Below are 23,430 nucleotides of genomic sequence, written 5' to 3'. Positions count from 1 at the left end.
TTTATCGTTGATATAAGCATGATGTCAGCTACTTATTATTAGTCTTAAAACGTACGAACGTCTACAAAATGACCTGCCAACGCTGCTGCAGCAGCCATCGCTGGACTGACCAGATGCGTACGACCACCATTGCCCTGACGACCTTCAAAGTTACGATTAGAGGTCGATGCACAATGCTCTTGCGGCTCAAGTTTGTCAGCATTCATGGCAAGACACATAGAACAACCCGGCTCGCGCCATTCAAAACCTGCTTCGGTAAACAAAGCATCTAAACCTTCAGCCTCTGCTTGTAGTTTTACTTGTCCAGAGCCTGCAACAACGATGGCTTCTTTGATATTATCAGCCACTTTGCGTCCTTTGATAACTGCCGCAGCGTCCCGCAAATCTTCGATACGCGAATTGGTACATGAGCCAATAAATATACGATCAAGCTGAATGTCCGTGATTTTCTGGCCAGCTTCTAAGCCCATATAGGTATAAGCGCGTAACCAACCCTCTTCTTGCGCTTCATCAATGGCTTGGTCAGGTGTTGGTACCGATTGGGTGATATCAACGACCATCTCAGGCGAAGTACCCCAAGATACTTGCGGTGCTATTTGGCTACCATCGATCTCAACCACTGTATCAAATACTGCGTCATCATCTGAATACAATGTACGCCAGTAGGCTTCAGCTTGTGGCCACTGTGACTCGTTTGGCGCGTACGGACGACCTTTGACATAATCTATCGTCGTATCATCAACAGCCACCATACCTACGCGAGCACCAGCCTCAATTGCCATGTTACAGACGGTCATACGACCTTCCATACTCATGTCTTCAAACACCTGACCTGCAAATTCAATCGCATGTCCTGTGCCACCTGCCGTGCCAATTTTTGCAATAATAGCCAGCACGACGTCTTTTGAGGTCACGCCCGCACCAAGTTGACCAGTGACGCGGATTTGCATGTTTTTTGATTTCTTTTGAATCAAGCACTGCGTTGCCAATACGTGCTCAACTTCAGAAGTGCCGATACCATGTGCCAAGCAACCAAGTGCACCATGTGTCGCTGTGTGCGAATCACCGCAAACAACGGTCATACCTGGCAATACAAGACCTTGCTCAGGACCAACGACATGCAAAATGCCTTGACGCGCATCGTTGATTGTAAATTCTGCGATATCAAATTTGGTGCAGTTCTCGTCCAATGTGACAACCTGCAGACGTGATACCTTGTCTTTAATACCAGGGACACCTGCTGAGCGCTCTTTGGTGACTGTTGGCACATTGTGGTCAGGACTGGCGATATTGGCAGACAGACGCCATGGTGCTCTATTGGCAAGCTCCAATCCTTCAAACGCTTGTGGACTCGTCACTTCATGCAACAGATGGCGATCGATATAAATTAAGCTCGAACCGTCGTCACGCTTGGTGACTTCGTGAGCATTCCAAAGTTTGTCATATAAAGTTTGACCGGCCATGATGCTATCCTTTATTAATTACTACTGACTTGATTTTCGCTTGCTCACCTATTGGTAAGCTAAGGTTCTGTTTGTTCAATTAACCATTAGATTTATCTATAATGTTATATTTAACCGCATGATAGCTCTTTATGATTTGTGTGAAAGCATCACTTTGCAATAATTTCTACTTAATCAATGATATTGAAATATATATTCTAGAATTGCTATATTTTGTGTAGTATAAATATTATTCATTAGTAATTTTAGACTTATGACTGTAATTAGTGCCTGAAAACACGCTTGAGACTGCAAATAATCAACTTAAAAGAATAAATATGTGACAATACGCCTTGATGTCTTGTGATTATAGCAGGCAAATCCTATAATAATAATTGATGATTTTTAACCAGATGCAAACTTTTATTTCTAATACGTTATAATTGGCTCAGCCCACTTTTATTTATAGCTCACAAAGTAGCTAAGGAAATCCGTTTGAACACCACAAACTTGACGACATTCGTTACCGTTATGCACACTGGCAGTATTTCAGGTGCCGCAGAAAAGCTGTTCATCACTCAGCCTGCCGTCAGTAAGCGCATCAAAAACTTAGAAGATGAGTTTAACATTACTTTATTTGATACTGTAGGCCGCGGGATTGTACCCACGCAGGCGGCCAGTGAGATGCTGCCGCATGCAAAACGTTGGTTGGAAGATTATGAGAACTTCAAGATTAACTTGCAGCATTCTCAGCATATCGTCTCTGGCAAACTTGTGATCGGCACGAGCCATCATATTGGTTTGCATCATCTAGCACCCGTGCTTAAGCATTTTATTCAGACTTATCCCGCTGTTCAGTTAGAAGTTCATTTTGTCGATTCAGAAAAAGCACATAAAGCCGTATTAGATGGTGATTTATCGTTAGCATTTGTCACGCTACCTCCTGTATACGATAAACGCCTGACCTATCACACGCTTTGGTCAGATCCACTTTATTTTATGACGGGTACTTTGTCACCTTTGGCAACCAAGTCTAATGTCACTTTAGAGCAGTTAGCACGCTATCCTGCTATTTTACCTTCTGCTAATACCTTTACCAGTCAGATTACTTTGGCTGAGTTTGCCAAACATAACCTAAAACCTTATGCCACGATGAGTACCAATCCGCTTGAATCCATTAGGATGCTGGTTTCTGTTGGACTGGGTTGGTCAGTACTTCCGCAAACTATGGTCAGTCAAGACTTGGAACGTATCGATATGGCCGACAACATTGAATTACAACGCTATTTAGGTGTGGTTATCAATCCAAAATTAACTCAATCTAGCAGCGTGACCGCCCTACTAGACTTACTTGCGCCTATTGAATAAAAAGAGCTCACTATAACAGTCTAAGAATTAAGCTATTCGCATTTGTGACTCTCATGCGTTATAATACGCTTGACGTTGCTTTTATAACAAAAATTTACCACAAGGACACTGATAGTCATATATTGAATACTTCTAGTAAGATATGATGGTTAACAGTAGGTTTAATGGTTTAGATTGATGATGTAGGTTGCTAATACTCATATATAAATAGCAGATGCGAGCAATAACAATAGATAAGTGGAATGCGATGTTCCCGTTGTTCTCTATCTCTATATGAGTGCTAGCCATAGAACAATATCAATCATATAAAACTACAGAAGATACTGAAAAAAGCCATTATGTCTCAATTAATGGCTTTTTTTGTCTTTAAATATTGTTTTGAACATCGCCTTGCAGGACAAAACTTTTATAGTTAAAAAATAATTACAGCCAACCATGTTGGTTAAGGACAATTTATATGAACGGAGTTTCTAGTGGCGTGCTGATATCACTCGGCGCCTATTTCTTAGTGATGATTGGGATTGGTGTTTACGCTTATTTTAAGCAAGCCAATGATACTGAAGGCTATATGTTAGGGGGTCGTAACTTAGGCCCAGCAGTAACCGCACTTTCTGCAGGTGCATCAGATATGTCAGGTTGGTTACTACTTGGCTTACCTGGTTATATGTTTGCCGATGGTGTGGTCAGTATTTGGATTGCGCTAGGTTTGACATTAGGTGCATTACTAAACTATCTCATCGTAGCACCTCGCCTTCGTGTTTATACCGAAGTGGCTGACAACGCTATCACCCTACCTGATTATTTTGCCAACCGCTTTGAAGACAAGTCGCATATGCTACGCGTCATTTCAGCAGTGGTCATCATTCTATTCTTTACTGTATATACCGCTGCAAGTCTTGTAGGTGGTGGTAAACTCTTCGAAAGCTCACTTAACCTCTCATATAGCACTGGCCTATGGGTTACTGCTGGTGTGGTTGTGGCTTATACGTTATTCGGTGGTTTCTTAGCGGTATCTATGACCGATTTCGTACAGGGCGTTATCATGCTGTTTGCCATGGTAATCGTACCTGTCGTTGCCTTTACTGATCTTGGTGGTATTTCAGCTACGACAGAAGCGGTTAGAAATATCGACCCTACCCTTTTAGACGTTACTAGCGGTATGAGTGTCATTGGTATTATTTCGTTAATGGCATGGGGTTTAGGTTACTTTGGCCAACCGCATATTATCGTACGTTTTATGGCGATTCGTTCAGTGAGAGATGTACCGACTGCACGTAATATCGGTATGAGCTGGATGGTTGTGAGTCTTATTGGTTCACTAATGACTGGTTTTGCTGGTCGTGCCTACGTACAAAAAACTGCGATGACGCTGGATGATCCTGAGACTATCTTCTTAGTATTCACTCAGTTCTTGTTCCATCCATTGGTTTCAGGCTTCCTATTGGCAGCTATTTTAGCAGCAATTATGAGTACTATCTCATCACAGCTATTGGTTGTATCAAGCTCTTTAACCAAAGATGTATACAAACTATTCTTTGATAAAGATGCTCCAGAAGCTCGCCAGGTATTGGTTGGTCGTATCTCAGTTATTATCGTTGCTATCGTTGCCATTATGCTAGCGTCTAACCCAGATAGCTCAGTATTGAACCTAGTTTCTAACGCATGGGCAGGATTTGGTGCTGCGTTTGGTCCATTGGTTATCTTCAGCCTTACATGGCGTGGTATGAACCGTAATGGTGCTGTTGCCGGTATGGTTGTTGGTGCGTTGACTGTTATCCTATGGATTTATGGTCCTTTCCAAGTAGATGGTATGGCACTAAATAGCTGGTTATATGCTATCGTTCCAGGCTTTATCTTAAGTACTATCGCTATCTTTGCCGTTAGTATCATGACTGGTGGCCCAAGACCTTCAGTTTCTGCTAAGTACAAAGAGATGGAGCTGAACTTAAACAAATAAGTTTACGTAATGTCTTAAGCCTATTGCTATAAAAAAAACCTCGCCAATAGTGACGAGGTTTTTTTATAAGTAACGATTTAATATATGCAATCTACTACAGTATCAAACCATGAGAACTTATGATCAATGAGACAGTAGTATGGATAGCTCTGTGATGGATATACTAAGCCAGATTGTCCTAGCCTATTTGGCAGTCCAACTGCTGCTCACTTTTACGAAGTAAGCCTTTATCAACAATACTTCTTTTCTTAATATCACATTTGATTATCTATTTAGATCTTTTCCTTGTGTACCTCAAGTATGCTACGTTATTAACAACTCATTCGGTAAGGTACGAGTGCGTATAGGTTCTTAAATGCAAGGGTATTTGCTGTATATGGACACTAAGCTAAACTAGGCAAATAAAATGTAGTCGTGCTATATGAATTAATACTATAAAGATTATATTTGCTGTTCTATCTATATTTGAGAACTTACAGTCAAATAGGTAATAGAAAACCCACAAAAAAGCGACCTATGATAGGTCGCTTTTTTATTGTTCAGCAGTTATATAAAGAGGCTATTTACCTTGATAAGAAAGTTTTACACCAGCGATATAGCCATCATTGTCTTGGAAGTCACCAACAATTTTACCTGTTGGTAATCGACCTTGAGCATCACCGAACCATAAATATTTACCACCAGCTGACACTGCCCAGTTTTCAGTCACGTTATACTTAGCACCAAGACCCACACTATAGTAACCATCGACAGGACCTAACGATGTCGTTGGATCACCGGCACCACTGTCCCAACCAACTGTTCCGCTAATAGCAAGTGCGGGTGCAACACGCTTAGCTAAGCCTAGCTCTACTTGCCACTGATCATCTTCGTACTCAACTAAGTTTAGACCATCAGGACCATAATTTCTTTTACTAACTTCATTATATAGTGGTGGGGTGATTACAAAGTCACTCCACGGTACCCAGCGTACTTTTGCTGTTGCTAATGTCGTAGGATTGATACCTGTTTGGAAATCAAAATTGACCGATTTAGGCGTAGTAATTTCATAATTACTAACTTGAGTTCCTCCAGCTGCTATTTGTTCTGGAGTAGAAGCGCCTCCTAGAATAGCTGCTATAGGATAAGTTTCAGATATTTCTATACTATGATCAATTTCGGAACGATATGTCAATGCAGCTTTTAATGCGATTTCAGGCTTACTGTAGGCAATACCTGCTATATAACCATAGTCCATATCAGGATTGCTGTTTGACGTATAGCCAGTGGCTGGACCGTAAGCAAGACCACGTAGCTTCGTTGTAGATTCAATGCGCTGTGCAACTGGACCACCATAAATTTGGAAATTTTTATTAGCGCCAAATTTCATACCAAGAATACCTGTTAGGCTTTGACTACGAACCTCCACATTGGTATTTTCACCCGCTGTAAAGTCTTGTGCTGTGGCTATGCCTCCCGCTGTTAGTCCATCTACACCTTGACCGCCTAAAGTAGTAGCATTAGCCACTATACCGTCATCGTTAGCGACAAAATTGCTTTGAGTATATTCAGCCGCAGCACCGAAAGGCTCATCATATAGCAGGCCAATACTAAATGTATCGTTAATATCAGTTTTTACACCATAACGGAAAAAGTCATAAGCTTCAGCAATATCACCCGTTTTATTACCACGTTCGTAAGCATTTTGAGCAGGGTTAACATTAGCACTATCGTAACCACTTACATCGGCATCAATATAGGTATAAACGGCTTCAGCGTAAGTACCGTCTTGAAAAAAGGCGGTGACATCCTGACCTGAACGATCAAGACCAGCAGCATTAGTCATGCTAGCGATAGAGAGAGTAGCGATCGCTACTGCAAGGGTTTTCAAGTGAAAGGTAGTGCGCATTGTATATCTCCAACGGTCCTTGTTGTATTACTACTTTAATAATCAATATATAGCATTGCTGCGCTTAACATTGAGAGTATCAAAGTCGTGTCCTAAGTTGAATACTAATGCCTTTTTGACACTAAAACAACAATTAAAGTGCTTTATTTCTCAATTATGACTGAACAGTACAAATAAGATATATATAGAAAGTTGACGTTTACTTCTCGCCTCTATTATGATTTTCGATATAATACTTATTAATAGCAAGCAACTATTTACTTTTCTTAAAACTTTCTAAATATATTTTTATTAAGAAATCGTTCACAAAAAAAAGCGACTCTTGAAGGGTCGCTTTTTTATCAATAACATTTAAAAAATTTGCTATATAGCTAAGTTGTGAATTACTGAGCTTGGTAAGATACCTTTACACCTAATACAAAACCATCGTTACTTTCGAAATCACTAACGATCGTCTTAGTTGGGATTTGACCTTTGGCATCACCGAACCATAAGTATTTACCACCAGCAGATACTGCCCAGTTCTCGGTCACATTATATTTCGCACCAAGACCAGCGCTATAATAGCCTTCGATAGGACCTAACGAAGTGACAGGGTTGCCTGCACCACTGTCCCAACCAACAGTACCACTGACAGCAAGTGCTGGCGCGACACGCTTGGCCAACCCTAGCTCTACTTGCCATTGGTCGTCATCATAGCTAACTAACGCTAATCCCTTATCATCCCGAGTCGAAACCTTGCTAACATCATTATATAGTGATGGTACGATAGCAAAATCACTCCATGGTACCCAGCGTACTTTGGCAGTTGCTAGGGTTGTAGGGTTGATACCAGTTTGAAAATCAAAGTTAACTGATTTAGGCGTAGTGATTTCAATACTATCATTTCTCTGTGCTGAAAGACCTAATGCAGATTCGATGGGAGCTGGTATAGCGCCAGTACCTACAATAGGATAGATTTCAGATGATTGTGCGTTGTGTTCAATTTCTGAGCGATATGTCAAGGCAGCTTTCAACGCGATTTCAGGCTTACTATAAGCTACGCCTGCAATGTAACCGTAATCTTGATCTGGGCTAATATGTGTCGTATAGCCGTTAGCAGCACTATAAGCGGTACCACGTAACTTTACATCAGCTTGTACACGTTGGGCCACTGGACCGCCGTATACTTGAAAGTTTTTATTTTCACCAAACTTAGCACCTACGATAGCTGTAATGCTTTCAGTGCGTACTTCTACATTAGTACCTTCACCGCTTGCATCTACAAAGTTATTATCACCACTATAATCAGCTGCTGCACCGAAAGGCTCGTCATATAAAATACCAACACTGAATGTATCGTTGATATCTGTTTTTACGCCATAACGGAAAAAGTCATAAGACTCTGCGATGTCATCGATCTTATTACCTGAGGTATCTTTACCGGTAACGTCAGCATCGATATAAGTGTAGACAGCTTCTGCATAAGTGCCGTCTTGTAGGAATGCGGTGATATCTTGGCCTGAGCGATCAAGGCCAGCAGCACTAGCGACGCTAGCAACAGAAAGAGTAGCAATAGCTACTGCAAGAGTTTTTAAATGAAAGGTGTGGCGCATTTTATATCTCCAAACATCCGCATTGTTTTACTGTTTTACCCAGTATTAATAGGTAATCAGTATCCGAGGTGGAAGATAGTAAAGATTTTTTAACACTAAAACAACTACAAAAACACATTATTCCCATATTATGACCACATAGTCATTAAACAGTATCTATATATAAAAATACGTATATATTTTCCGTTATTAAAAGATTTTCTTTCCAAATCTTACTTATCAATAATGTGGCGGTCTGTCTGCCATTACATCGAATGGTGCAATGCCACTTTCCGTATCTTGACCCTCAATCTGTTTATAAATCAGCTGTAGTTGACGTTGCAGCGTATGAATATCTTTGTCTTGTCGCGTGATTACGTCATCCAGTCGTTCGACGGTAACTTCAAGGTGCGCGAGGCTCATTTGCAAATCGATTACTTGGGCTTGCAGATCATCTTGCACTGTAGAAGTATCGGTTGTAGTTTTAGATTGGTTCATATTTTTCTCTAGATCATAGTAAGTATTAAAGTGAAAGAATGGATTATTAAGGGGTTCAAGGAGTACTGTAGATTAGAGATAAATCTATAATAATAGTCGTTAAATAGCATCCATTAGTAAAAGCAATAAATAGTACTGATAAAACTATTTACTCCCACTACAGTGATGCGGTGGCATGTTATACTGCAGGCAATTTTGCAACAACCCCTACCTCACTATTATATAAGCTTAAGATACTCTATGGCACTGATTCATTTAAAAGACATTCACTTAGCCTTTGGCGTCGCGCCTGTTCTTGATGGTATTGATTTTTCTATCAATACAGGCGAGCGTGTGTGCTTGATTGGCCGCAACGGCGAAGGTAAATCTACTTTGTTTAAACTGATCAATGGCTCATTGCAGCCTGACAGTGGCGAGATTATTACCAACAGTAGTATGCGTGTAGCGATGCTAGAGCAAGACGTTCCCGAGACCAGTGGTCGCATATTAGACATCGTTATGGGTGGTAGTCGTCGCACGGCTGATTTGCTCATTAACTATAATAAGCAAGTCGATATGTGTGCGAATGGCGATATGGATGCCTGTGAGCACATGGCGACCCTACAACATGATATCGATGCGGTACATGGCTGGGACTTAGAACGCGATGCCATGCGTCTGATTACGACCATGGGCCTTAATCCAGAAGACGACTTATCATCCCTATCTGGTGGTCGTAAACGCCGCGTGTTACTTGCTCGTGCGCTAGTTACCAAGCCTGATGTACTACTCCTAGATGAGCCAACCAACCATTTAGATGTTGAAAGTATTGAATGGTTAGAGCGCTTTTTGCTTGACTGGCAAGGCTTGACGTTGTTGTTCGTGACTCATGATAGAGCATTCGTCAATAAACTTTCGACTCGCATTATTGAGCTTGACCGTGGCCAATTGACCAGTTATGACGTAACACAAGGTGAAGGTGGTTACGCGCGCTATCAAGAGCTAAAAGAGCTACAGTTACAGGCTGAAGAAAAGAACAATGCCAACTTTGATAAAAAACTGGCACAAGAAGAAGTTTGGATTCGCCAAGGTATCAAAGCACGTCGCACCCGTAATGAGGGCCGTGTACGTGAACTAAAAGCCTTACGTGAAGAGCGTAGCGATCGCCGTGAGCAAGTGGGCAATGTAAACATCACCATGGGCCAAGGCGAGAAAAGCGGTAAGCTTGTCTGTAAAGTTAAAAACTTACATCTTGAGTATGATGGCAATGTCTTGGTAGATGATTTTACGACCACTATTATGCGTGGCGATAAGATTGGTATTGTCGGCCCTAACGGTGCTGGTAAAACTACGCTTATTAAAGCCCTACTCGATATGTCTGATGATGAAGTCACCAAGTCTGGTAGTGTCGAATTAGGTACTAATCTGAAAATCGCATTCTTCGATCAGCTGCGTGATCAATTGGATCTTGAAGCAAGCGTTGCGCAAAACGTTTCGGAAGGTTCTGACTTTGTAGAAGTTGGCGGTCGCAAAACACATATCATGAGCTACTTGCAAGATTTCTTATTTGCACCAGAGCGCGCACGTACACCTGTCAAAGCACTGTCTGGTGGTGAGCGTAACCGAGTACTACTGGCCAAGCAGTTATTGAAACCTGCCAATATTTTGGTACTCGATGAGCCGACCAACGATTTGGACATGGCAACACTTGAGTTGTTAGAAGAATCAGTCGCCAGCTTTGGTGGTACGATTTTGCTGATCAGTCATGATCGTTCATTCATGGACAATGTCGTTACCTCTACGTGGGTGTTTGGCGAAGATGAAGACGGCAAAGGAGTGGTCAATGAGTATGTAGGTGGTTATCAAGAGTACCTCGTACAAAAGAACCGTGAAGAAGCATCACGTGCTGCCAAAGCACCTGCCAACAATGCGGCTAGTAATAAAGCGACAAATAAGTCTGGCGCAGATACCAAGCCTAAAAAAGCAGCCAAAAAGCTGAATTATAATGAGCAGCGTGAATTGGATAACTTACCAAAAGAAATCGCCGCACTCGAAGCCGAACAAACTCAACTACAAGAAAAATTGGCTGATGGCTCTTGGTTTAATACCGACTTTGATGCAGCGACAGCCGCAAGTGAGCGTTTATTGACAATCGAAGATGAAATGATGAGTAAGCTTGAGCGTTGGAGCGAGCTTGAAGGCTAATAATGGCACTTCTCTAGCCACATTTATTAGAATATCGCATATGTACTTTGCATTGTGTATTTCGATAAACAAGTTTCTGATAGTCTGATAAAGCATTATTAATTATTCTGAAAGCATCACCATTTTATTATATAGAGTGGTGATATTCGTTTTATGACGTTTTATCCAGTAGTGAGATGGTGAAAGTTAGTGAACATTACCTTAATTTCAAGTATCATTCGCTATTGCTGAAAATCCTTATTATTTATAAGGTCATCACATCATAATCCTTGTTAAAGCAAACTTAGCGTTAAACGTTGATAATCCAACTGTTTTGGTTTGATTGTCATATTCAACCTTCTAATATGTCCTATTGAGGTTGCTTTATTTTTAACGCAATAATTTATTTTATCACCGAAATAGCTTAGAATAGCAACAATTAGCAAAATTAGGCACAGCTAAAGTGGCTTGATATTGTATATTTTCTAAGCCACAAACCCAGTGTGGGATAATCCCATTTCATTCACCTGGAGGAAGTATTAATGAGCCAAGCCGAAGGCGTTAATGTACAACGCCGTAGAGTTCTTATTGCCTCAACTGCCGCGATTGGTGCAGCTGGGGTAGCTGCCGTGGCGACACCTTTTGTCCGTTCTTGGTACCCAAGCGCTAAAGCTGAGGCTGCAGGGGCTGCAGTGACCCAAGATATTGGTTCTATCGAAGATGGACAAATGATCGTCGTCAAATACCGTGGTAAACCTATTTATGTGGTTAAGCGCACCGAAGACATGGTTGCAGGATTAGAGTCAGTCAAACCTCTATTATCCGATCCTGAGTCTGATGCGTCTCTACAACCTGAATATTGCAAAAATCCTACTCGCTCTTTAGATCCAACCGTATTGGTGGTCGAAGGCGTTTGCACACATTTGGGCTGTGCACCAAACTACCGTCCTGATGTGGGCGCGGTGGATTTAGGTGGTAATGATTGGTACGGCGGATTTTTCTGTCCGTGTCACGGGTCAAAATATGACTTAGCAGGTCGCGTATATAGCGGCGTTCCTGCACCACTTAATTTACCCGTTCCAGAATATGGTATGGATGGTACCATCTTGACGGTTGGGGAGGCTTAATATGAGTATGGGTAAAAAGTTAATGCATTGGGTGGACGCGCGTTTTCCAGCGACCGAAACCTATGAATACCATATGTCAAAGTACTACGCACCAAAGAACTTTAACTTTTGGTACTTCTTTGGCGTGCTATCAATGATCGTACTGGTCAACCAATTGGTGACTGGTATATGGCTTACGATGATGTACAACCCAAGTGCCGAAGGGGCATTTGCGTCTGTTGAATATATCATGCGTGACGTAAAAGGTGGTTGGCTCATTCGCTATATGCACTCAACCGGCGCATCTGCGTTTTTCGTCGTTGTATACCTGCATATGTTTAGAGCCTTGCTATACGGTTCATACCAAAAACCTCGTGAGCTTATTTGGCTCATCGGTATGGGTATCTACCTAGCACTTATGGCAGAAGGTTTCTTTGGATACTTACTACCTTGGGGCAACATGTCATTCTGGGGTGCTCAGGTTATCTTGAACTTACCTGCGGCGTTACCTGTTATTGGTGATGGCCTTGCTGAATGGGTACGTGGTGACTATATCATCTCTGGTATTACTCTAAATCGTTTCTTTGCTCTACACGTTGTTGCTATTCCATTAGTACTCGTGGGCCTAGTATTTATGCATATTGTGGCGTTGCACCATGTGGGTTCGAACAACCCTGATGGCATCGACATCAAAAAGCTAAAAGATAAAAATGGTGTACCATTAGACGGTATCGAATTCCATCCGTACTACACTGTGCATGACATGGTTGGTATCGTAGTGTTCTTTATCTGTTTCTTTGCAGTGGTATTCTTCTTCCCAGAAGGCGGCGGTTTCTTCCTTGAGCCACCAAACTTTGAGACAGCGAACTCACTGAAAACACCAGCACATATTGCACCAGTCTGGTACTACACACCGTTCTACGCTATCTTACGTGCGGTTCCTGATAAGCTTGGCGGTGTCGTCGCGATGGGTGCTGCAATTGCCGTACTATTCTTGATACCATGGCTGGATAGGTCACCAGTACGTTCTATACGCTATAAAGGCATATTGTCTAAGATTGCTTTAACAGTATTTGCGATTAGCTTTGTCGTACTAGGCTACTTGGGTGCAACCCCAACGACTCCAACAGCGACCTTGATGGCTCGTATATTTACGATTCTATATTTCTTGTTCTTCTTGCTGATGCCATTCTACACTGCCATTGAGAAGTGCAAACAGCCACCAGAACGCGTTACCGGAGGTCACTAATGAACACGCTAATTAAATCCCTAGTTGGTCTAGGCTTAGGCGCGGCATTGACGTTGACTGCTGGTACAGCAATGGCTGAAGGCAGTGGTTGCGGCACGTTTACTAATGCTGAAGGCGTTGAAGAGCATTTGGCTTGTAGTACTGCTCCTATTGATTTTACCAATAAGGGCTCACTACAAAACGGTGCAAAAATCTTTATGAACTACTGTGCTGGGTGTCACTCAGCCAAATATGTTCGTCATTCTCGTATTGCACAAGATTTAGAGATACCGCCTGAGTTAGTCGAAAAGTACCTAATGGTTACTACCGATCAAATCGGTGACCACATCACTGCTGAGATAGATCCTGAGATTCAAGCATCTTGGTTTGGCGCAGCGCCGCCTGATCTATCACTTGAGACACGTCTACGTGGCGACGACTGGGTATATACTTACCTACTATCGTTCTATGAAGATCCAAGCCGTCCTTGGGGTGCAAACAACTTAGTACTGGCCAATGCAGCGATGCCTCACGTATTGCATAATATGCAAGAAGAGTTGAGCCAAGAAGAGTTTGAATCTGAAGTTGGTGACTTGGTTAACTTTATGGCGTGGATGGGTGAACCTGCTCGTCACGACCGTCAAGTAATTGGTTTCTTCGTCATTCTATTCTTATTAGTACTGCTCATACCAGTTTACTTATTAAATAAAGAGTTCTGGAAAGATGTTAAATAAGTCATAGTCAGCAGATAGTTTTTAGAAATAAAAAAGGCACTACTTCGGTAGTGCTTTTTTATGCCTTAGTATAGAGCTTAAGTACTAAATAAGCTGAGAAATAAGTCGCTCAGGGCTAATGTTTACGTACACTACCTTGATAAACGTTGCGAGTTTGTTTACGATGACAACCTTCACTATTAACATTAGGCTTTCATGATTGATGCGAATGACATTCCAAGTAGTCAGCTAATTTTGTATGCTGATGACGGCTACGACAGTCATGTGGTACGCCTATTACTTGAAGAAAAAAAGCTCGCTTACTATTTGTCTCGCTTACATTCTGAGCGCCCTGAAGATTTGACTGAGCTAAACCCTTATCATACCTTGCCTGTTTTGCAGCAGCGTGAGATTGCGCTTTATGAGGTTAACGTCATTTTTGAGTATCTTGAAGAGCGTTATCACACAAATAAATTGCTCCCTGAGACACCGCAAGAGCGTGCACAGTTTCGCCAATTGGCTTGGCGCATTCAGCGTGATTGGTTAGTGCTTGGCAAACGTCTGCTGACGCATCCAGATAGCTTTAATAAAGCACAGGCTGCCGTTGCCAAAAAACAGCTCAGTGATTCATTGATTACTCTGTCACCGCTGTTTGCTCATAAGCCTTATTTTATGGCTGATGAATTTGGTTGGTGTGACGTGTTATTAGCACCACTATTATGGCGATTAGATGAGATGGGGATTGAGCTGCCACGTGCCATTAGCCGTCCATTGTTCGAATACCAAACGAGAGTGTTTGAGCGTAGTAGCTTCCAAAAAAGCGTGCGTTGATTAGACAAGTATCGAAAGCTGTCCTAAAATAAAGTATAAATAAGATAGACGTTAATTAGCATTTGTCATTTGATAAATTGCTGAACGAGATATTTTTCATTATTAAAAATTATTAGTATAGGAAATCATTAGATGAGCGAAACCACCTCTATTACACCTACCCGCCCTTATATGGTACGCGCACTATATCAATGGATAGAAGACAACGCTCTGACACCATATTTGATGGTCGATGCTACCGCTGACAATGTGCAAATACCAACCGAGCATGTGCAAGACGGTCGTATCGTATTAAATATCGCCAGCCGTGCTACTGGCAACATGAGTATGGAAAATGATTATATTCACTTTAGCGCGCGCTTCGGTGGTGTATCACAAGAAATCTGGGTACCGCTTACTGCGGTGATGGGTATTTATGCTAAAGAGAACTCGCAAGGGATGTTTTTTGATCCAAAAGAGTATGACAACTATCAGCCAGAAGACGATTCAGCGCCAATGTCTAACAACAGCGCTATTAAAACCCCTAAACCAAAGCGCGATAATAAAGCTGGTTTAAAGGTCTTAAAATAAAAATTCTGGAAGTAAATAGAACCGTAGACCAGTTCTATTTAACACAATAAAAAAGCTAGCCATATTTAATATGACTAGCTTTTTTATTAACTATTTAAAGGCTTATTAACTTTCTATAACTGATAAGCTTTTAAACGGACGCTTACTGACTAGGTTCTTGGCAGTGTCACGCCGCGTTGACCTTGGTATTTACCACCGCGGTCTTTGTAGCTGGTCTCACAGACATCATCAGCATCGCTTTGGAAGAACAGCATTTGCGCCACACCTTCGCCAGCGTAAATACGTGCTGGCAGATTGGTGGTATTACTAAACTCTAAAGTGACGTGCCCTTCCCACTCAGGCTCAAGCGGCGTTACGTTGACAATAATACCGCAGCGCGCGTAAGTTGACTTACCTAGGCAGATAGTCAATACATCACGCGGAATACGGAAGTACTCCATAGTACGGGCTAAAGCAAACGAGTTTGGTGGAATAATGCACTCGTCGCCAACGATATCGATAAAGCTTTTATCATCGAAGTTTTTAGGATCAACGACCACTGAATGTACGTTGGTAAAAACTTTAAACTCAGGAGCACAGCGCACATCATAACCGTAGCTTGAGGTGCCGTAGCTCACCAAACGCTCGCCTGCATCATTAAAGCGCACTTGACCTGGCTCGTACGGCTCAATCATGCCGTGCTCTTCGGCCATTTTACGAATCCAGCGGTCAGACTTAATAGACATTGTTGTTCCTTAGCAAATATTTAATAGCGACGATTATACGGAATTGATGGCTGAATTTATAGAGGAGCGGCTACTTAAAACTGAATACAGCCAATAATCTCATTTACCCCCATGTTATATCTCAGAAGCTACCACTTGGCAAAATGATCTTCTGCGAGCCCCATGACATTATCAAGCCTAATAACTTCATCTCTTATTCGAATTTCACCATTATAAAACCCTATCCACTGCTCAAAGATACTGGCTATCACACCAAAATTATCGGTCTTTTTATAGACGGTAATCGGTGTGAAGCTCAAATCAATATCGACATTGCTCCATCCAAGATTTTGATGATAGATACGCCATGGCTTTGAGATTCTAGCGTCAGTTTCTACATTTTCTATACTTGGCTCAAGACTGTCTGGCTGACTTGATCGAATATTGGAATCCTCACGAGCAAACATAACGGGTGGTAAATAAAATATTTGCCCCTCAAGCCAACAAGCATTTTCACTGGCTCCTGTCTCATTGACACCCATAGACAGATTGAGCAAAAAGTGTCGACCATCTGACAAATAGCTAGTGATACAGCTCCAAAACCAATTGGTCTCATGCCGCATATAGCCGAGCGTCCAATCTAGATTGGCAATAGTAGCATCGGTGAAGGTTATTTTTTGAGGTTGAGCATCAGGAGTATCAGGAGTATCAGTATGAAATTTTGACTTGGCTTTAATGAGCAAATGCCCAGATAGTGCGGTCAACGGCTCTTTTTGCGTAAACGTCCAGCCACGCCTACCAGTCGGCGTACATATGGCTAACGGTTGTGCGCTTCGTGCTAACGCTGCCGTTATTGCAACATACTGACTGTCGACCGCAATATTCATCTGAGCAGGACTAAAATCCAAGGTGACGCTAAGCTTTGTATGTGTAAATGTCATCTGCCCTTGATAACCATCACCGTCTAAGTGCGTATGATGCGTCAAAAGCTGTAGCGCCTCACAGACTTCCAGCTGCTGAGTATCCTCATTATAAATGTAAACGAAAGCACTAGTCGCAAGCTTAATCGTTGCGAGCGCGAGGCACACTCGATAAGGGGGTTGGAGTATCTGAATGAAGCAGAATTGGTTGGCTTTTAGTTCTTTACGCCAGTTAGGTAAGGATTTTTGTGAAATGAGATGACTATAATAGTCTAAGTAGTTGATACTTTTGACTTGGGAGAAAACACCAAAAACAGGCTGACCATTTTGGATAAGATATTCGAGATTTGCCAGTTTTAAGTTGGCGGCAGTATACGGTTTGTCGTGGCTTTTATTCATGATATCGGCATCCTAGCCAAATTTTCCTAAGGGTACTATCTGTCCTTGATAGCGAACTTCAGTACATAGAATACTTCTTCTTGCTTTACTGGAGGCTACATGAATCAATTCTATTATCATCCTAGTTTCAACAGGCGTTAATCCATCCAATAGCTCTTTGCTCACATTAACTACCGCAATACCACTGACCCCATAAGAGTGTTTGGGAAATTTATATAGTAAGTCTACTATCGCTTGTGTAGCAGTAGAAAAGTCTATAAATAGCAGACGGCGATTGCTAAAATCAGCATAAATTTCATAGCGTTTGCTACTACCGTCTTTATAGTAGCAAACGGCACTCAACTGATTGTTTGAGAGTTCAATGATGTATATCGGCGGACGAAATAATCGTAAGACTCTATACTGCTTGGGAGTATTGTCTAAATGGCTTTGATAAATAGATAAGTTCAAAATATCCTCTTTTTAGACAATACATTCACTTTAAAAGTCGCTAGCTTAGGCTACTTCTCCATTATCAAAAAATCCGCTTATCATCGACAGGCTTTGCAAATTTATTGATATTGGTTTCGATGTTTTTGGCAATATCTAGGTAATATTGTGCAAACTCATCATCAGCTAAGACGCTTGGCACACCTTTATCAACTTGTGCACGAATGCCACTGGCAAGTGGTAGCTGACCCAATAGCGGTACCTGATACTGCTTAGCGATAAACTCACCACCACCCGTACCAAAGATTGCTTCGGTGTGATTACAGTTGCTACACGTATGTAGCGCCATGTTTTCAACCACACCCAGCACAGGAATATTGGTTTTATTGAACATCTCAACGCCTTTTTGCGCATCGAGTAAGGCAACATGCTGCGGAGTCGTGACAATGACAGCACCCGTGACTGGAATACGCTGCGCCAATGTCAGCTGTATATCACCCGTACCGGGTGGCATATCAATTACTAGATAGTCTAGCTGCGGCCAGTTGGTTTGATTGTATAACTGCATCAATGCCCCGGTCGCTTTAGGTCCACGCCATGCAACAGGTGTATTGTCCCCATCAAGCAAGCTACCGATAGAGAGCATTGCCATACCATGCGCATCAACTGGCACGAACTGCTCGTTCTCTAACTGCGGTTTTACGTCAGCAACGCCTAACATGGTTGGCATACTAGGGCCGTAAATGTCAGCATCAAGCACACCAACACGATTACCAAGCTTTTGCAATGCCAACGCGATATTGACTGTCGTTGTCGATTTACCAACACCGCCTTTACCTGATGCCACGACAATAATATGACGGATACGAGGATGCGCGGCCAACGATGCTTGCGTAGGTGCAGCTTTCGTAATCGGTGGCTCAGCGTTAGCGTTACTAGCATTGTTATTAACGCCAGATGAAGGCTGAGACTCCATCGCATTGGTTGTCTTTGGCATCTGCTTTGGTAAGCTTGAACCTGAACCCTTTTCTGGCGCAGGCAGACGCACGTTCATATGAATCGTGGTAATACCATGCGGATGTAGCAACTGCCCGAGCTCCTGCTGGATAACTTCAGGATTGCTATCTTTTGGCAAACGCAGGTCTAACGTAAGTGCTTCGCCATCACGCTCAAGCCCTGTGACCATCGTGGCAATACTGACAGCACCTATCTCATATCCAAGTAGGACTTTGTCGACGGCACTATCACGCTCTGCCTGCTGCTGAGGCGTTTCGGTTTTTGTGGTTTTTTTCTTCATAAAGTTAAACATAGCTACTATTATGGCCTATACAAGTGGGTAGATCTGGCAAATCGCTCAAGTCGTCTCATTGCGTATCTTACAGCTGATAGCGTTAATGAGTATATTAGCCAAACCTTCTATCGTGACAGTGTAGCTGAATTGGACGCATAAAAAAACCACAACGCCAGTAGGTCTGACGTTGTGGTATATGCAAATGGCATATATATTAATTCATAAACCAACCATGACTGGCAACGATAGATTGTCCAGTGAATACATTGGTTGGGAAAGCCGCTAAAAATAGCGCCAATTGGGCAATGTCTTCTACTGTCGTAAACTCTTTATCTACGGTATTGACCAACATGATATCGTTAATAACCGACTCTTCACTGATGCCCTTTTCAGCTGCTTGCTCTGGGATTTGTTTTTCTACCAATGGCGTTTTGACAAATCCTGGGCAAATCACATGCGAACGTACCTTATGCGCTGCACCTTCTTTGGCTAACACACGGCACAGTCCTAGTAGTCCGTGCTTAGCGGTCACATAAGGCGCTTTATATAATGAGGCCTCATGCGAGTGCGCAGAGCCCATATAAATAACTGTGCCACCTTTATCACCTTTATACATATGCTTAATCGCGGCTTTAGTGGTCAAAAAAGCGCCATCTAAGTGGATGTTCAGCATTTTTTTCCAATCCCTAAACGCCATTTTATCAATAGGGTCGATGATCTGAATGCCAGCATTAGAAACCAAAATATCAATACTGCTAAAAGCATCAACTAGCTGTTGTACACCATCGTTTACTGCATCTTCTGAGGTAACATCCATGGCAATCGCCAGAGCACGTCCACCAGCAGATTCAATAGCATCAACCGTCTTTTGTGCCGCTTCGAGATTAATATCGGCAATACCAACCGCTGCGCCTGCTTTTGCATAAGTTTCAGCGATGTCACGTCCGATACCGCTTGCAGAGCCAGTGACCAACGCTACTTTGCCTGTCAAATCTTGTTCTAATTGGGTCGCCATATAGGTTCCTTATTATGATCTATAAATATCAGAAGATAAATCCTATTGAGCAATACTGACTGGCGTTTTTTCTTGTAACTCGTCAAAGCTAACACCATCTGCTAATTCAACCAATTTTAGGCCACTGTCAGTAACATCTAATACGGCAAGCTCAGTAATGATACGATCAACCACGCCTTTGCCCGTCAATGGTAGCTCACAGTTGGCTAAGATTTTTGGATCGCCATGCTTATTGACCTGTTCCATCAATACAATCACGCGCTGTACGCCTGCGACCAAATCCATCGCACCGCCCATACCTTTGACCATTTTTTTGGGAATCATCCAGTTAGCAAGGTCACCTTTTTCTGAGACTTCCATCGCGCCCAATATCGCCAAGTTGACATGACCGCCGCGAATCATCGAAAAGGACTCTGAACTACTAAAATAACTGGCCCCTGCTTCTGCAGTCACGGTTTGCTTGCCCGCATTAATCAAGTCTGCATCGACGTTTTCTGCTGTAGGGAACTCACCAATACCCAACAAGCCATTCTCTGATTGTAGCCATACGTCTACGCCTTCAGGAATATAGTTGGCGACCAACGTTGGTAGACCGATGCCTAGGTTCACATAGTAGCCATCTTGTAGCTCTTTTGCCGCGCGCTGCGCCATTTGTTCTCTTGTCCATGCCATGCTGATTTCCTTGTTTTTTGCGATATTCTATTTTTATTCATTTAGACAGCCAGTTATCTAATCAATTGGCTATCTAAGTTATTATCAATCTAAAATTGACTGTTAATGTCACATACGATTAAGCGTCGACCACGTTTTTATTTACGCGCCTTCTACAGCTTTAGTCGTGGTCTTTTCGATACGTTTTTCAGGGCTAGCATTCAGCACAATACGTTGAACGAAAATACCCGGTAGATGCACTTCGTCTGGATCAAACGTACCTGTCTCAACGATTTCTTCTACTTCAACGATCGTGATTTTACCGGCCATCGCACAATCTGGATTAAAGTTACGAGCGGTTTTATTAAATATTAGATTGCCCGCTTTATCGGCCTTTTGTGCTTTGATGAGTGCTACATCCGCGCGTAATGAATGCTCTAACACATAAGTACGACCATCAAAATCACGTGTCTCTTTACCTTCGGCAACTAATGTACCTACGCCTGTTGCAGTATAAAACGCAGGGATACCAGCACCGCCTGAGCGCAATTTTTCAGCCAATGTACCTTGCGGCGTCAATTCAACTTCTAGCTCGCCTGCTAAGTACTGGCGCTCAAACTCTTTGTTTTCGCCCACATATGACGAAATCATTTTTTTGATTTGACGTGTCTGTAGTAGCAGACCAAGACCGAAGTCATCGACACCAGCGTTATTACTGATACAAGTCAGCTCTTTGACTTTGCTATCGCGCAATGCTGCAATTAATGCTTCTGGAATACCGCATAGTCCGAAGCCACCGATCGCTAGCGTTTGCCCGTCACTGACGACACCTTTTAGCGCTTCTTCGGCACTGTTATATACTTTTGATTGACTCATGCTTGTCTCCTATGATTGTTATTTATATTTTTAATCCTTGCATAAACTAATGCTGAATTAAATGTCTCAATTATCCGTTTGATTGTTGCTTTTAATAAAACCTAACATTGAAAATTCATCATGCTTATTTTTCTTTTGAGCGTTATAACGCCATATAGTCGATTCAATTTAAAAATAGTACAAGGCAACCGAGTGTAGATGTATATTAAATACTTCAAGCGAGGTTAACGCAGTAATATTTTTATAGTGGAATGACTATACCAATAGCCAAAACACGCTCATGATAATAGCACCCGATACTGCCAGTACGATCAAGCAGTAGCCCATGATAGCGCGTGCATCCAAACCTGCGATACCTAGTAATGGCAACGCCCAAAACGGCTGAATCATGTTGGTCCATGCGTCACCCCATGCAATCGCCATCGCAGTAATGGCTGGACTAACACCCAGTTCGATACCAGCAGGAATCATAACAGGGCCTTGTACCGCAAACTGCCCACCGCCCGATGGTACAAAGACGTTGACCAAGCCAGCACTTAAAAATGCAAAAATCGGAAAGCTGTCTGCGGAAGCAGAATTGACAAAAAATTCGGTCACTTGCGTACTGATAGAGATACCATCCGCATTTGCTCCCGTCATAATGCCCATGATGCCACCGTAGAACGGGAACAATAGCACAATACCCGTGATGCCACCTATCCCCGAGTGTACGGCACGATAATAACGCTCTAACGTGCCATGCGATAGCAAACCTATAAATAGGAATAGCCCAATGACGATATTTAGCCCTAGGTTAAAACCGTTACTACCAAACTCGCTGATATAGTACATCAGTGCTAAGGCCAATAAGATGACAGCAATAATACGGCTATCATCTAGCTTTTGTGCAGGCGTGTCTCTTTGGGGCGCGACGTAGATCTCTTCTTTGATCAGCTTAGGATCAATAACCGTAGGGTTTTTAGGATGCATAAAGCGATTTAGCAGAGGCAAAATAATGATAAGTAAACCTACTAGCAGCATGTTGTAGCCTGCAAATACCGTCTGCGATAAAGGTACTGCTTCGGTCATGGTATTGCCTGACAGCGTCAGTAGCGTATCACCGCCCGAGCTAAGTGTCAGCGGTATCGAACCTGAAAAACCGCCATGCCAAATCACGAAACCTGAATACGCGGCAGCGACCAATAGCGGATAGTCGACGTTGGCCACTTTTTTTGCCAAGGCTTTGGCAAAGATAGCCCCGATGATCAGACCGAAACCCCAGTTTATCCATGAACCAACCAATCCCACCAAGGTCGATACGATAATGGCGGTCGTAGGAGAGTGAACACGACTAGCCAGATTGTCCAATAAGCGTTGAATGAATGGCGCACTGGCAAAGGCATAGCCTGTCACTAAAACCAATGCCATTTGCATGGCAAAGCTATGCAGTGACCACAGTCCATTGCCCCAATGCCCTGCCATCGCAATCATATCTTGGCCAGTAATTGCCAGTCCTACAGCAAATGCAATGAGGGTCAATACGATCGAAAACACGAATGGGGATGGTAGATAGCGGTTGACTAACTGTACGCTCGCATTAGTGATGGCACTAAACATATTCACATTCCTTGTAAATTTGATGTTTGGTTTTAAAAATTATAGTTAGAGCTATGTTGAACGATTATCATATTTGAGAGCAATTACTATTTACTGCACCTAATAAATGGAAAACATTGTATTTTATATTATCATCCATACCAATACATTTTATATCGCTATATCATGCGTGAAACACTTGTGCTAACTTAACATATTATTTTCGTAGCGA

Annotated in this window: 20 protein-coding genes; 8 read left to right on the top strand and 12 right to left on the bottom strand. The window is 42.4% G+C overall.

The window, feature by feature from the left end:
- Nucleotides 1-44 precede the first annotated feature (44 nt).
- Entirely contained in the window at nucleotides 45-1,463 is a 1,419-nt protein-coding gene (gene leuC / locus QL886_RS04210) for a 3-isopropylmalate dehydratase large subunit (RefSeq protein ID WP_186474764.1), read from the bottom strand.
- A gap of 474 nt (nucleotides 1,464-1,937) precedes the next feature.
- On the opposite strand from leuC, the gene QL886_RS04205 reads away from it, so the two are divergent.
- Both QL886_RS04205 and putP read left to right on the top strand, forming a co-directional pair.
- On the top strand, nucleotides 1,938-2,810 hold the full coding sequence (locus QL886_RS04205; RefSeq protein ID WP_058023799.1) for a LysR family transcriptional regulator: 873 nt from the start codon (nucleotides 1,938-1,940) through the stop codon (nucleotides 2,808-2,810).
- Nucleotides 2,811-3,267: 457 nt separating this feature from the next.
- The gene (putP, locus tag QL886_RS04200; protein ID WP_160020915.1) at nucleotides 3,268-4,767 is read left to right on the top strand and encodes a sodium/proline symporter PutP; all 1,500 of its coding nucleotides are present in this window, start codon (nucleotides 3,268-3,270) and stop codon (nucleotides 4,765-4,767) included.
- A 559-nt stretch (nucleotides 4,768-5,326) separates the two neighbouring features.
- Here putP and QL886_RS04195 read toward each other — a convergent pair.
- From QL886_RS04195 to QL886_RS04185, 3 genes are all read right to left on the bottom strand, one after another.
- Nucleotides 5,327-6,655: an outer membrane protein transport protein gene (locus QL886_RS04195; protein WP_290177731.1), complete on the bottom strand. Its 1,329-nt coding sequence runs from the start codon at nucleotides 6,653-6,655 to the stop codon at nucleotides 5,327-5,329.
- A 383-nt stretch (nucleotides 6,656-7,038) separates the two neighbouring features.
- A complete protein-coding gene (locus tag QL886_RS04190; protein WP_290177730.1) occupies nucleotides 7,039-8,250 on the bottom strand; it encodes an outer membrane protein transport protein in 1,212 nt (403 codons plus the stop codon).
- 219 nt (nucleotides 8,251-8,469) lie between these two features.
- Nucleotides 8,470-8,727: a SlyX family protein gene (locus QL886_RS04185; protein WP_102091271.1), complete on the bottom strand. Its 258-nt coding sequence runs from the start codon at nucleotides 8,725-8,727 to the stop codon at nucleotides 8,470-8,472.
- Nucleotides 8,728-8,967: 240 nt separating this feature from the next.
- On the opposite strand from QL886_RS04185, the gene QL886_RS04180 reads away from it, so the two are divergent.
- The 6 genes from QL886_RS04180 (at nucleotide 8,968) to QL886_RS04155 (ending at nucleotide 15,338) form a co-directional block, all read left to right on the top strand.
- A complete protein-coding gene (locus tag QL886_RS04180; RefSeq protein ID WP_290177729.1) occupies nucleotides 8,968-10,911 on the top strand; it encodes an ATP-binding cassette domain-containing protein in 1,944 nt (647 codons plus the stop codon).
- A gap of 521 nt (nucleotides 10,912-11,432) precedes the next feature.
- Nucleotides 11,433-12,017 carry a ubiquinol-cytochrome c reductase iron-sulfur subunit gene (gene petA / locus QL886_RS04175; RefSeq protein WP_057759305.1) on the top strand — a complete coding sequence of 195 codons (585 nt, stop codon included), beginning with the start codon at nucleotides 11,433-11,435 and terminating at the stop codon, nucleotides 12,015-12,017.
- A gap of 22 nt (nucleotides 12,018-12,039) precedes the next feature.
- Nucleotides 12,040-13,245 (top strand): cytochrome bc complex cytochrome b subunit, encoded by a 1,206-nt coding sequence (locus QL886_RS04170; RefSeq protein WP_191115374.1) that lies wholly within the window; start codon nucleotides 12,040-12,042, stop codon nucleotides 13,243-13,245.
- Nucleotides 13,245-13,958 carry a cytochrome c1 gene (locus QL886_RS04165; protein WP_290177728.1) on the top strand — a complete coding sequence of 238 codons (714 nt, stop codon included), beginning with the start codon at nucleotides 13,245-13,247 and terminating at the stop codon, nucleotides 13,956-13,958. Before QL886_RS04170 ends, QL886_RS04165 begins: the two co-directional genes overlap by 1 nt.
- A 195-nt stretch (nucleotides 13,959-14,153) precedes the next feature.
- The gene (locus QL886_RS04160) at nucleotides 14,154-14,768 is read left to right on the top strand and encodes a glutathione S-transferase N-terminal domain-containing protein (RefSeq protein WP_160020910.1); all 615 of its coding nucleotides are present in this window, start codon (nucleotides 14,154-14,156) and stop codon (nucleotides 14,766-14,768) included.
- A gap of 132 nt (nucleotides 14,769-14,900) precedes the next feature.
- Nucleotides 14,901-15,338, top strand: a complete 438-nt coding sequence (locus QL886_RS04155) for a ClpXP protease specificity-enhancing factor (protein WP_057759297.1) — start codon at nucleotides 14,901-14,903, stop codon at nucleotides 15,336-15,338.
- Between the two features lie 149 nt (nucleotides 15,339-15,487).
- Here QL886_RS04155 and dcd read toward each other — a convergent pair whose 3' ends face one another.
- The 8 genes from dcd to QL886_RS04115 form a co-directional block, all read right to left on the bottom strand.
- Complete coding sequence (gene dcd, locus QL886_RS04150; protein ID WP_058024138.1) at nucleotides 15,488-16,063, bottom strand: dCTP deaminase; 576 nt, start codon at nucleotides 16,061-16,063, stop codon at nucleotides 15,488-15,490.
- Nucleotides 16,064-16,191: 128 nt separating this feature from the next.
- Nucleotides 16,192-17,361, bottom strand: coding sequence for a DUF2804 domain-containing protein (locus QL886_RS04145; RefSeq protein WP_290177727.1), 1,170 nt, complete (start codon nucleotides 17,359-17,361; stop codon nucleotides 16,192-16,194).
- A gap of 12 nt (nucleotides 17,362-17,373) precedes the next feature.
- Entirely contained in the window at nucleotides 17,374-17,811 is a 438-nt protein-coding gene (locus QL886_RS04140) for a hypothetical protein (RefSeq protein ID WP_290177726.1), read from the bottom strand.
- 64 nt (nucleotides 17,812-17,875) lie between these two features.
- Entirely contained in the window at nucleotides 17,876-19,099 is a 1,224-nt protein-coding gene (gene apbC / locus QL886_RS04135) for an iron-sulfur cluster carrier protein ApbC (RefSeq protein WP_290177725.1), read from the bottom strand.
- Between the two features lie 196 nt (nucleotides 19,100-19,295).
- Nucleotides 19,296-20,096, bottom strand: a complete 801-nt coding sequence (locus tag QL886_RS04130; RefSeq protein WP_290177724.1) for a 3-hydroxybutyrate dehydrogenase — start codon at nucleotides 20,094-20,096, stop codon at nucleotides 19,296-19,298.
- A gap of 42 nt (nucleotides 20,097-20,138) precedes the next feature.
- The gene (locus QL886_RS04125) at nucleotides 20,139-20,768 is read right to left on the bottom strand and encodes a 3-oxoacid CoA-transferase subunit B (protein WP_290177723.1); all 630 of its coding nucleotides are present in this window, start codon (nucleotides 20,766-20,768) and stop codon (nucleotides 20,139-20,141) included.
- 141 nt (nucleotides 20,769-20,909) lie between these two features.
- Nucleotides 20,910-21,623, bottom strand: coding sequence for a CoA transferase subunit A (locus QL886_RS04120; protein WP_261868801.1), 714 nt, complete (start codon nucleotides 21,621-21,623; stop codon nucleotides 20,910-20,912).
- A gap of 255 nt (nucleotides 21,624-21,878) precedes the next feature.
- On the bottom strand, nucleotides 21,879-23,219 hold the full coding sequence (locus QL886_RS04115; protein ID WP_290177722.1) for a TIGR00366 family protein: 1,341 nt from the start codon (nucleotides 23,217-23,219) through the stop codon (nucleotides 21,879-21,881).
- Nucleotides 23,220-23,430: the final 211 nt, after the last annotated feature.

The organism is Psychrobacter sp. APC 3281 (genome assembly GCF_030407815.1).
Taxonomy (GTDB): domain Bacteria; phylum Pseudomonadota; class Gammaproteobacteria; order Pseudomonadales; family Moraxellaceae; genus Psychrobacter.
The sequence above is the reverse complement of the archived record's forward strand: the minus strand, read 5'-3'. Positions and strand labels throughout refer to the sequence as shown.

Coding starts and splice junctions, on each gene's coding strand:
- leuC (WP_186474764.1), bottom strand. CDS start 1,463: ATGGCCGGTCAAACTTTATATGACAAACTTTGGAATGCTCACGAAGTC.
- putP (WP_160020915.1), top strand. CDS start 3,268: ATGAACGGAGTTTCTAGTGGCGTGCTGATATCACTCGGCGCCTATTTC.
- QL886_RS04195 (WP_290177731.1), bottom strand. CDS start 6,655: ATGCGCACTACCTTTCACTTGAAAACCCTTGCAGTAGCGATCGCTACT.
- QL886_RS04190 (WP_290177730.1), bottom strand. CDS start 8,250: ATGCGCCACACCTTTCATTTAAAAACTCTTGCAGTAGCTATTGCTACT.
- QL886_RS04185 (WP_102091271.1), bottom strand. CDS start 8,727: ATGAACCAATCTAAAACTACAACCGATACTTCTACAGTGCAAGATGAT.
- QL886_RS04180 (WP_290177729.1), top strand. CDS start 8,968: ATGGCACTGATTCATTTAAAAGACATTCACTTAGCCTTTGGCGTCGCG.
- petA (WP_057759305.1), top strand. CDS start 11,433: ATGAGCCAAGCCGAAGGCGTTAATGTACAACGCCGTAGAGTTCTTATT.
- QL886_RS04170 (WP_191115374.1), top strand. CDS start 12,040: ATGCATTGGGTGGACGCGCGTTTTCCAGCGACCGAAACCTATGAATAC.
- QL886_RS04165 (WP_290177728.1), top strand. CDS start 13,245: ATGAACACGCTAATTAAATCCCTAGTTGGTCTAGGCTTAGGCGCGGCA.
- QL886_RS04160 (WP_160020910.1), top strand. CDS start 14,154: ATGATTGATGCGAATGACATTCCAAGTAGTCAGCTAATTTTGTATGCT.
- QL886_RS04155 (WP_057759297.1), top strand. CDS start 14,901: ATGAGCGAAACCACCTCTATTACACCTACCCGCCCTTATATGGTACGC.
- dcd (WP_058024138.1), bottom strand. CDS start 16,063: ATGTCTATTAAGTCTGACCGCTGGATTCGTAAAATGGCCGAAGAGCAC.
- QL886_RS04145 (WP_290177727.1), bottom strand. CDS start 17,361: ATGAATAAAAGCCACGACAAACCGTATACTGCCGCCAACTTAAAACTG.
- apbC (WP_290177725.1), bottom strand. CDS start 19,099: ATGTTTAACTTTATGAAGAAAAAAACCACAAAAACCGAAACGCCTCAG.
- QL886_RS04130 (WP_290177724.1), bottom strand. CDS start 20,096: ATGGCGACCCAATTAGAACAAGATTTGACAGGCAAAGTAGCGTTGGTC.
- QL886_RS04125 (WP_290177723.1), bottom strand. CDS start 20,768: ATGGCATGGACAAGAGAACAAATGGCGCAGCGCGCGGCAAAAGAGCTA.
- QL886_RS04120 (WP_261868801.1), bottom strand. CDS start 21,623: ATGAGTCAATCAAAAGTATATAACAGTGCCGAAGAAGCGCTAAAAGGT.
- QL886_RS04115 (WP_290177722.1), bottom strand. CDS start 23,219: ATGTTTAGTGCCATCACTAATGCGAGCGTACAGTTAGTCAACCGCTAT.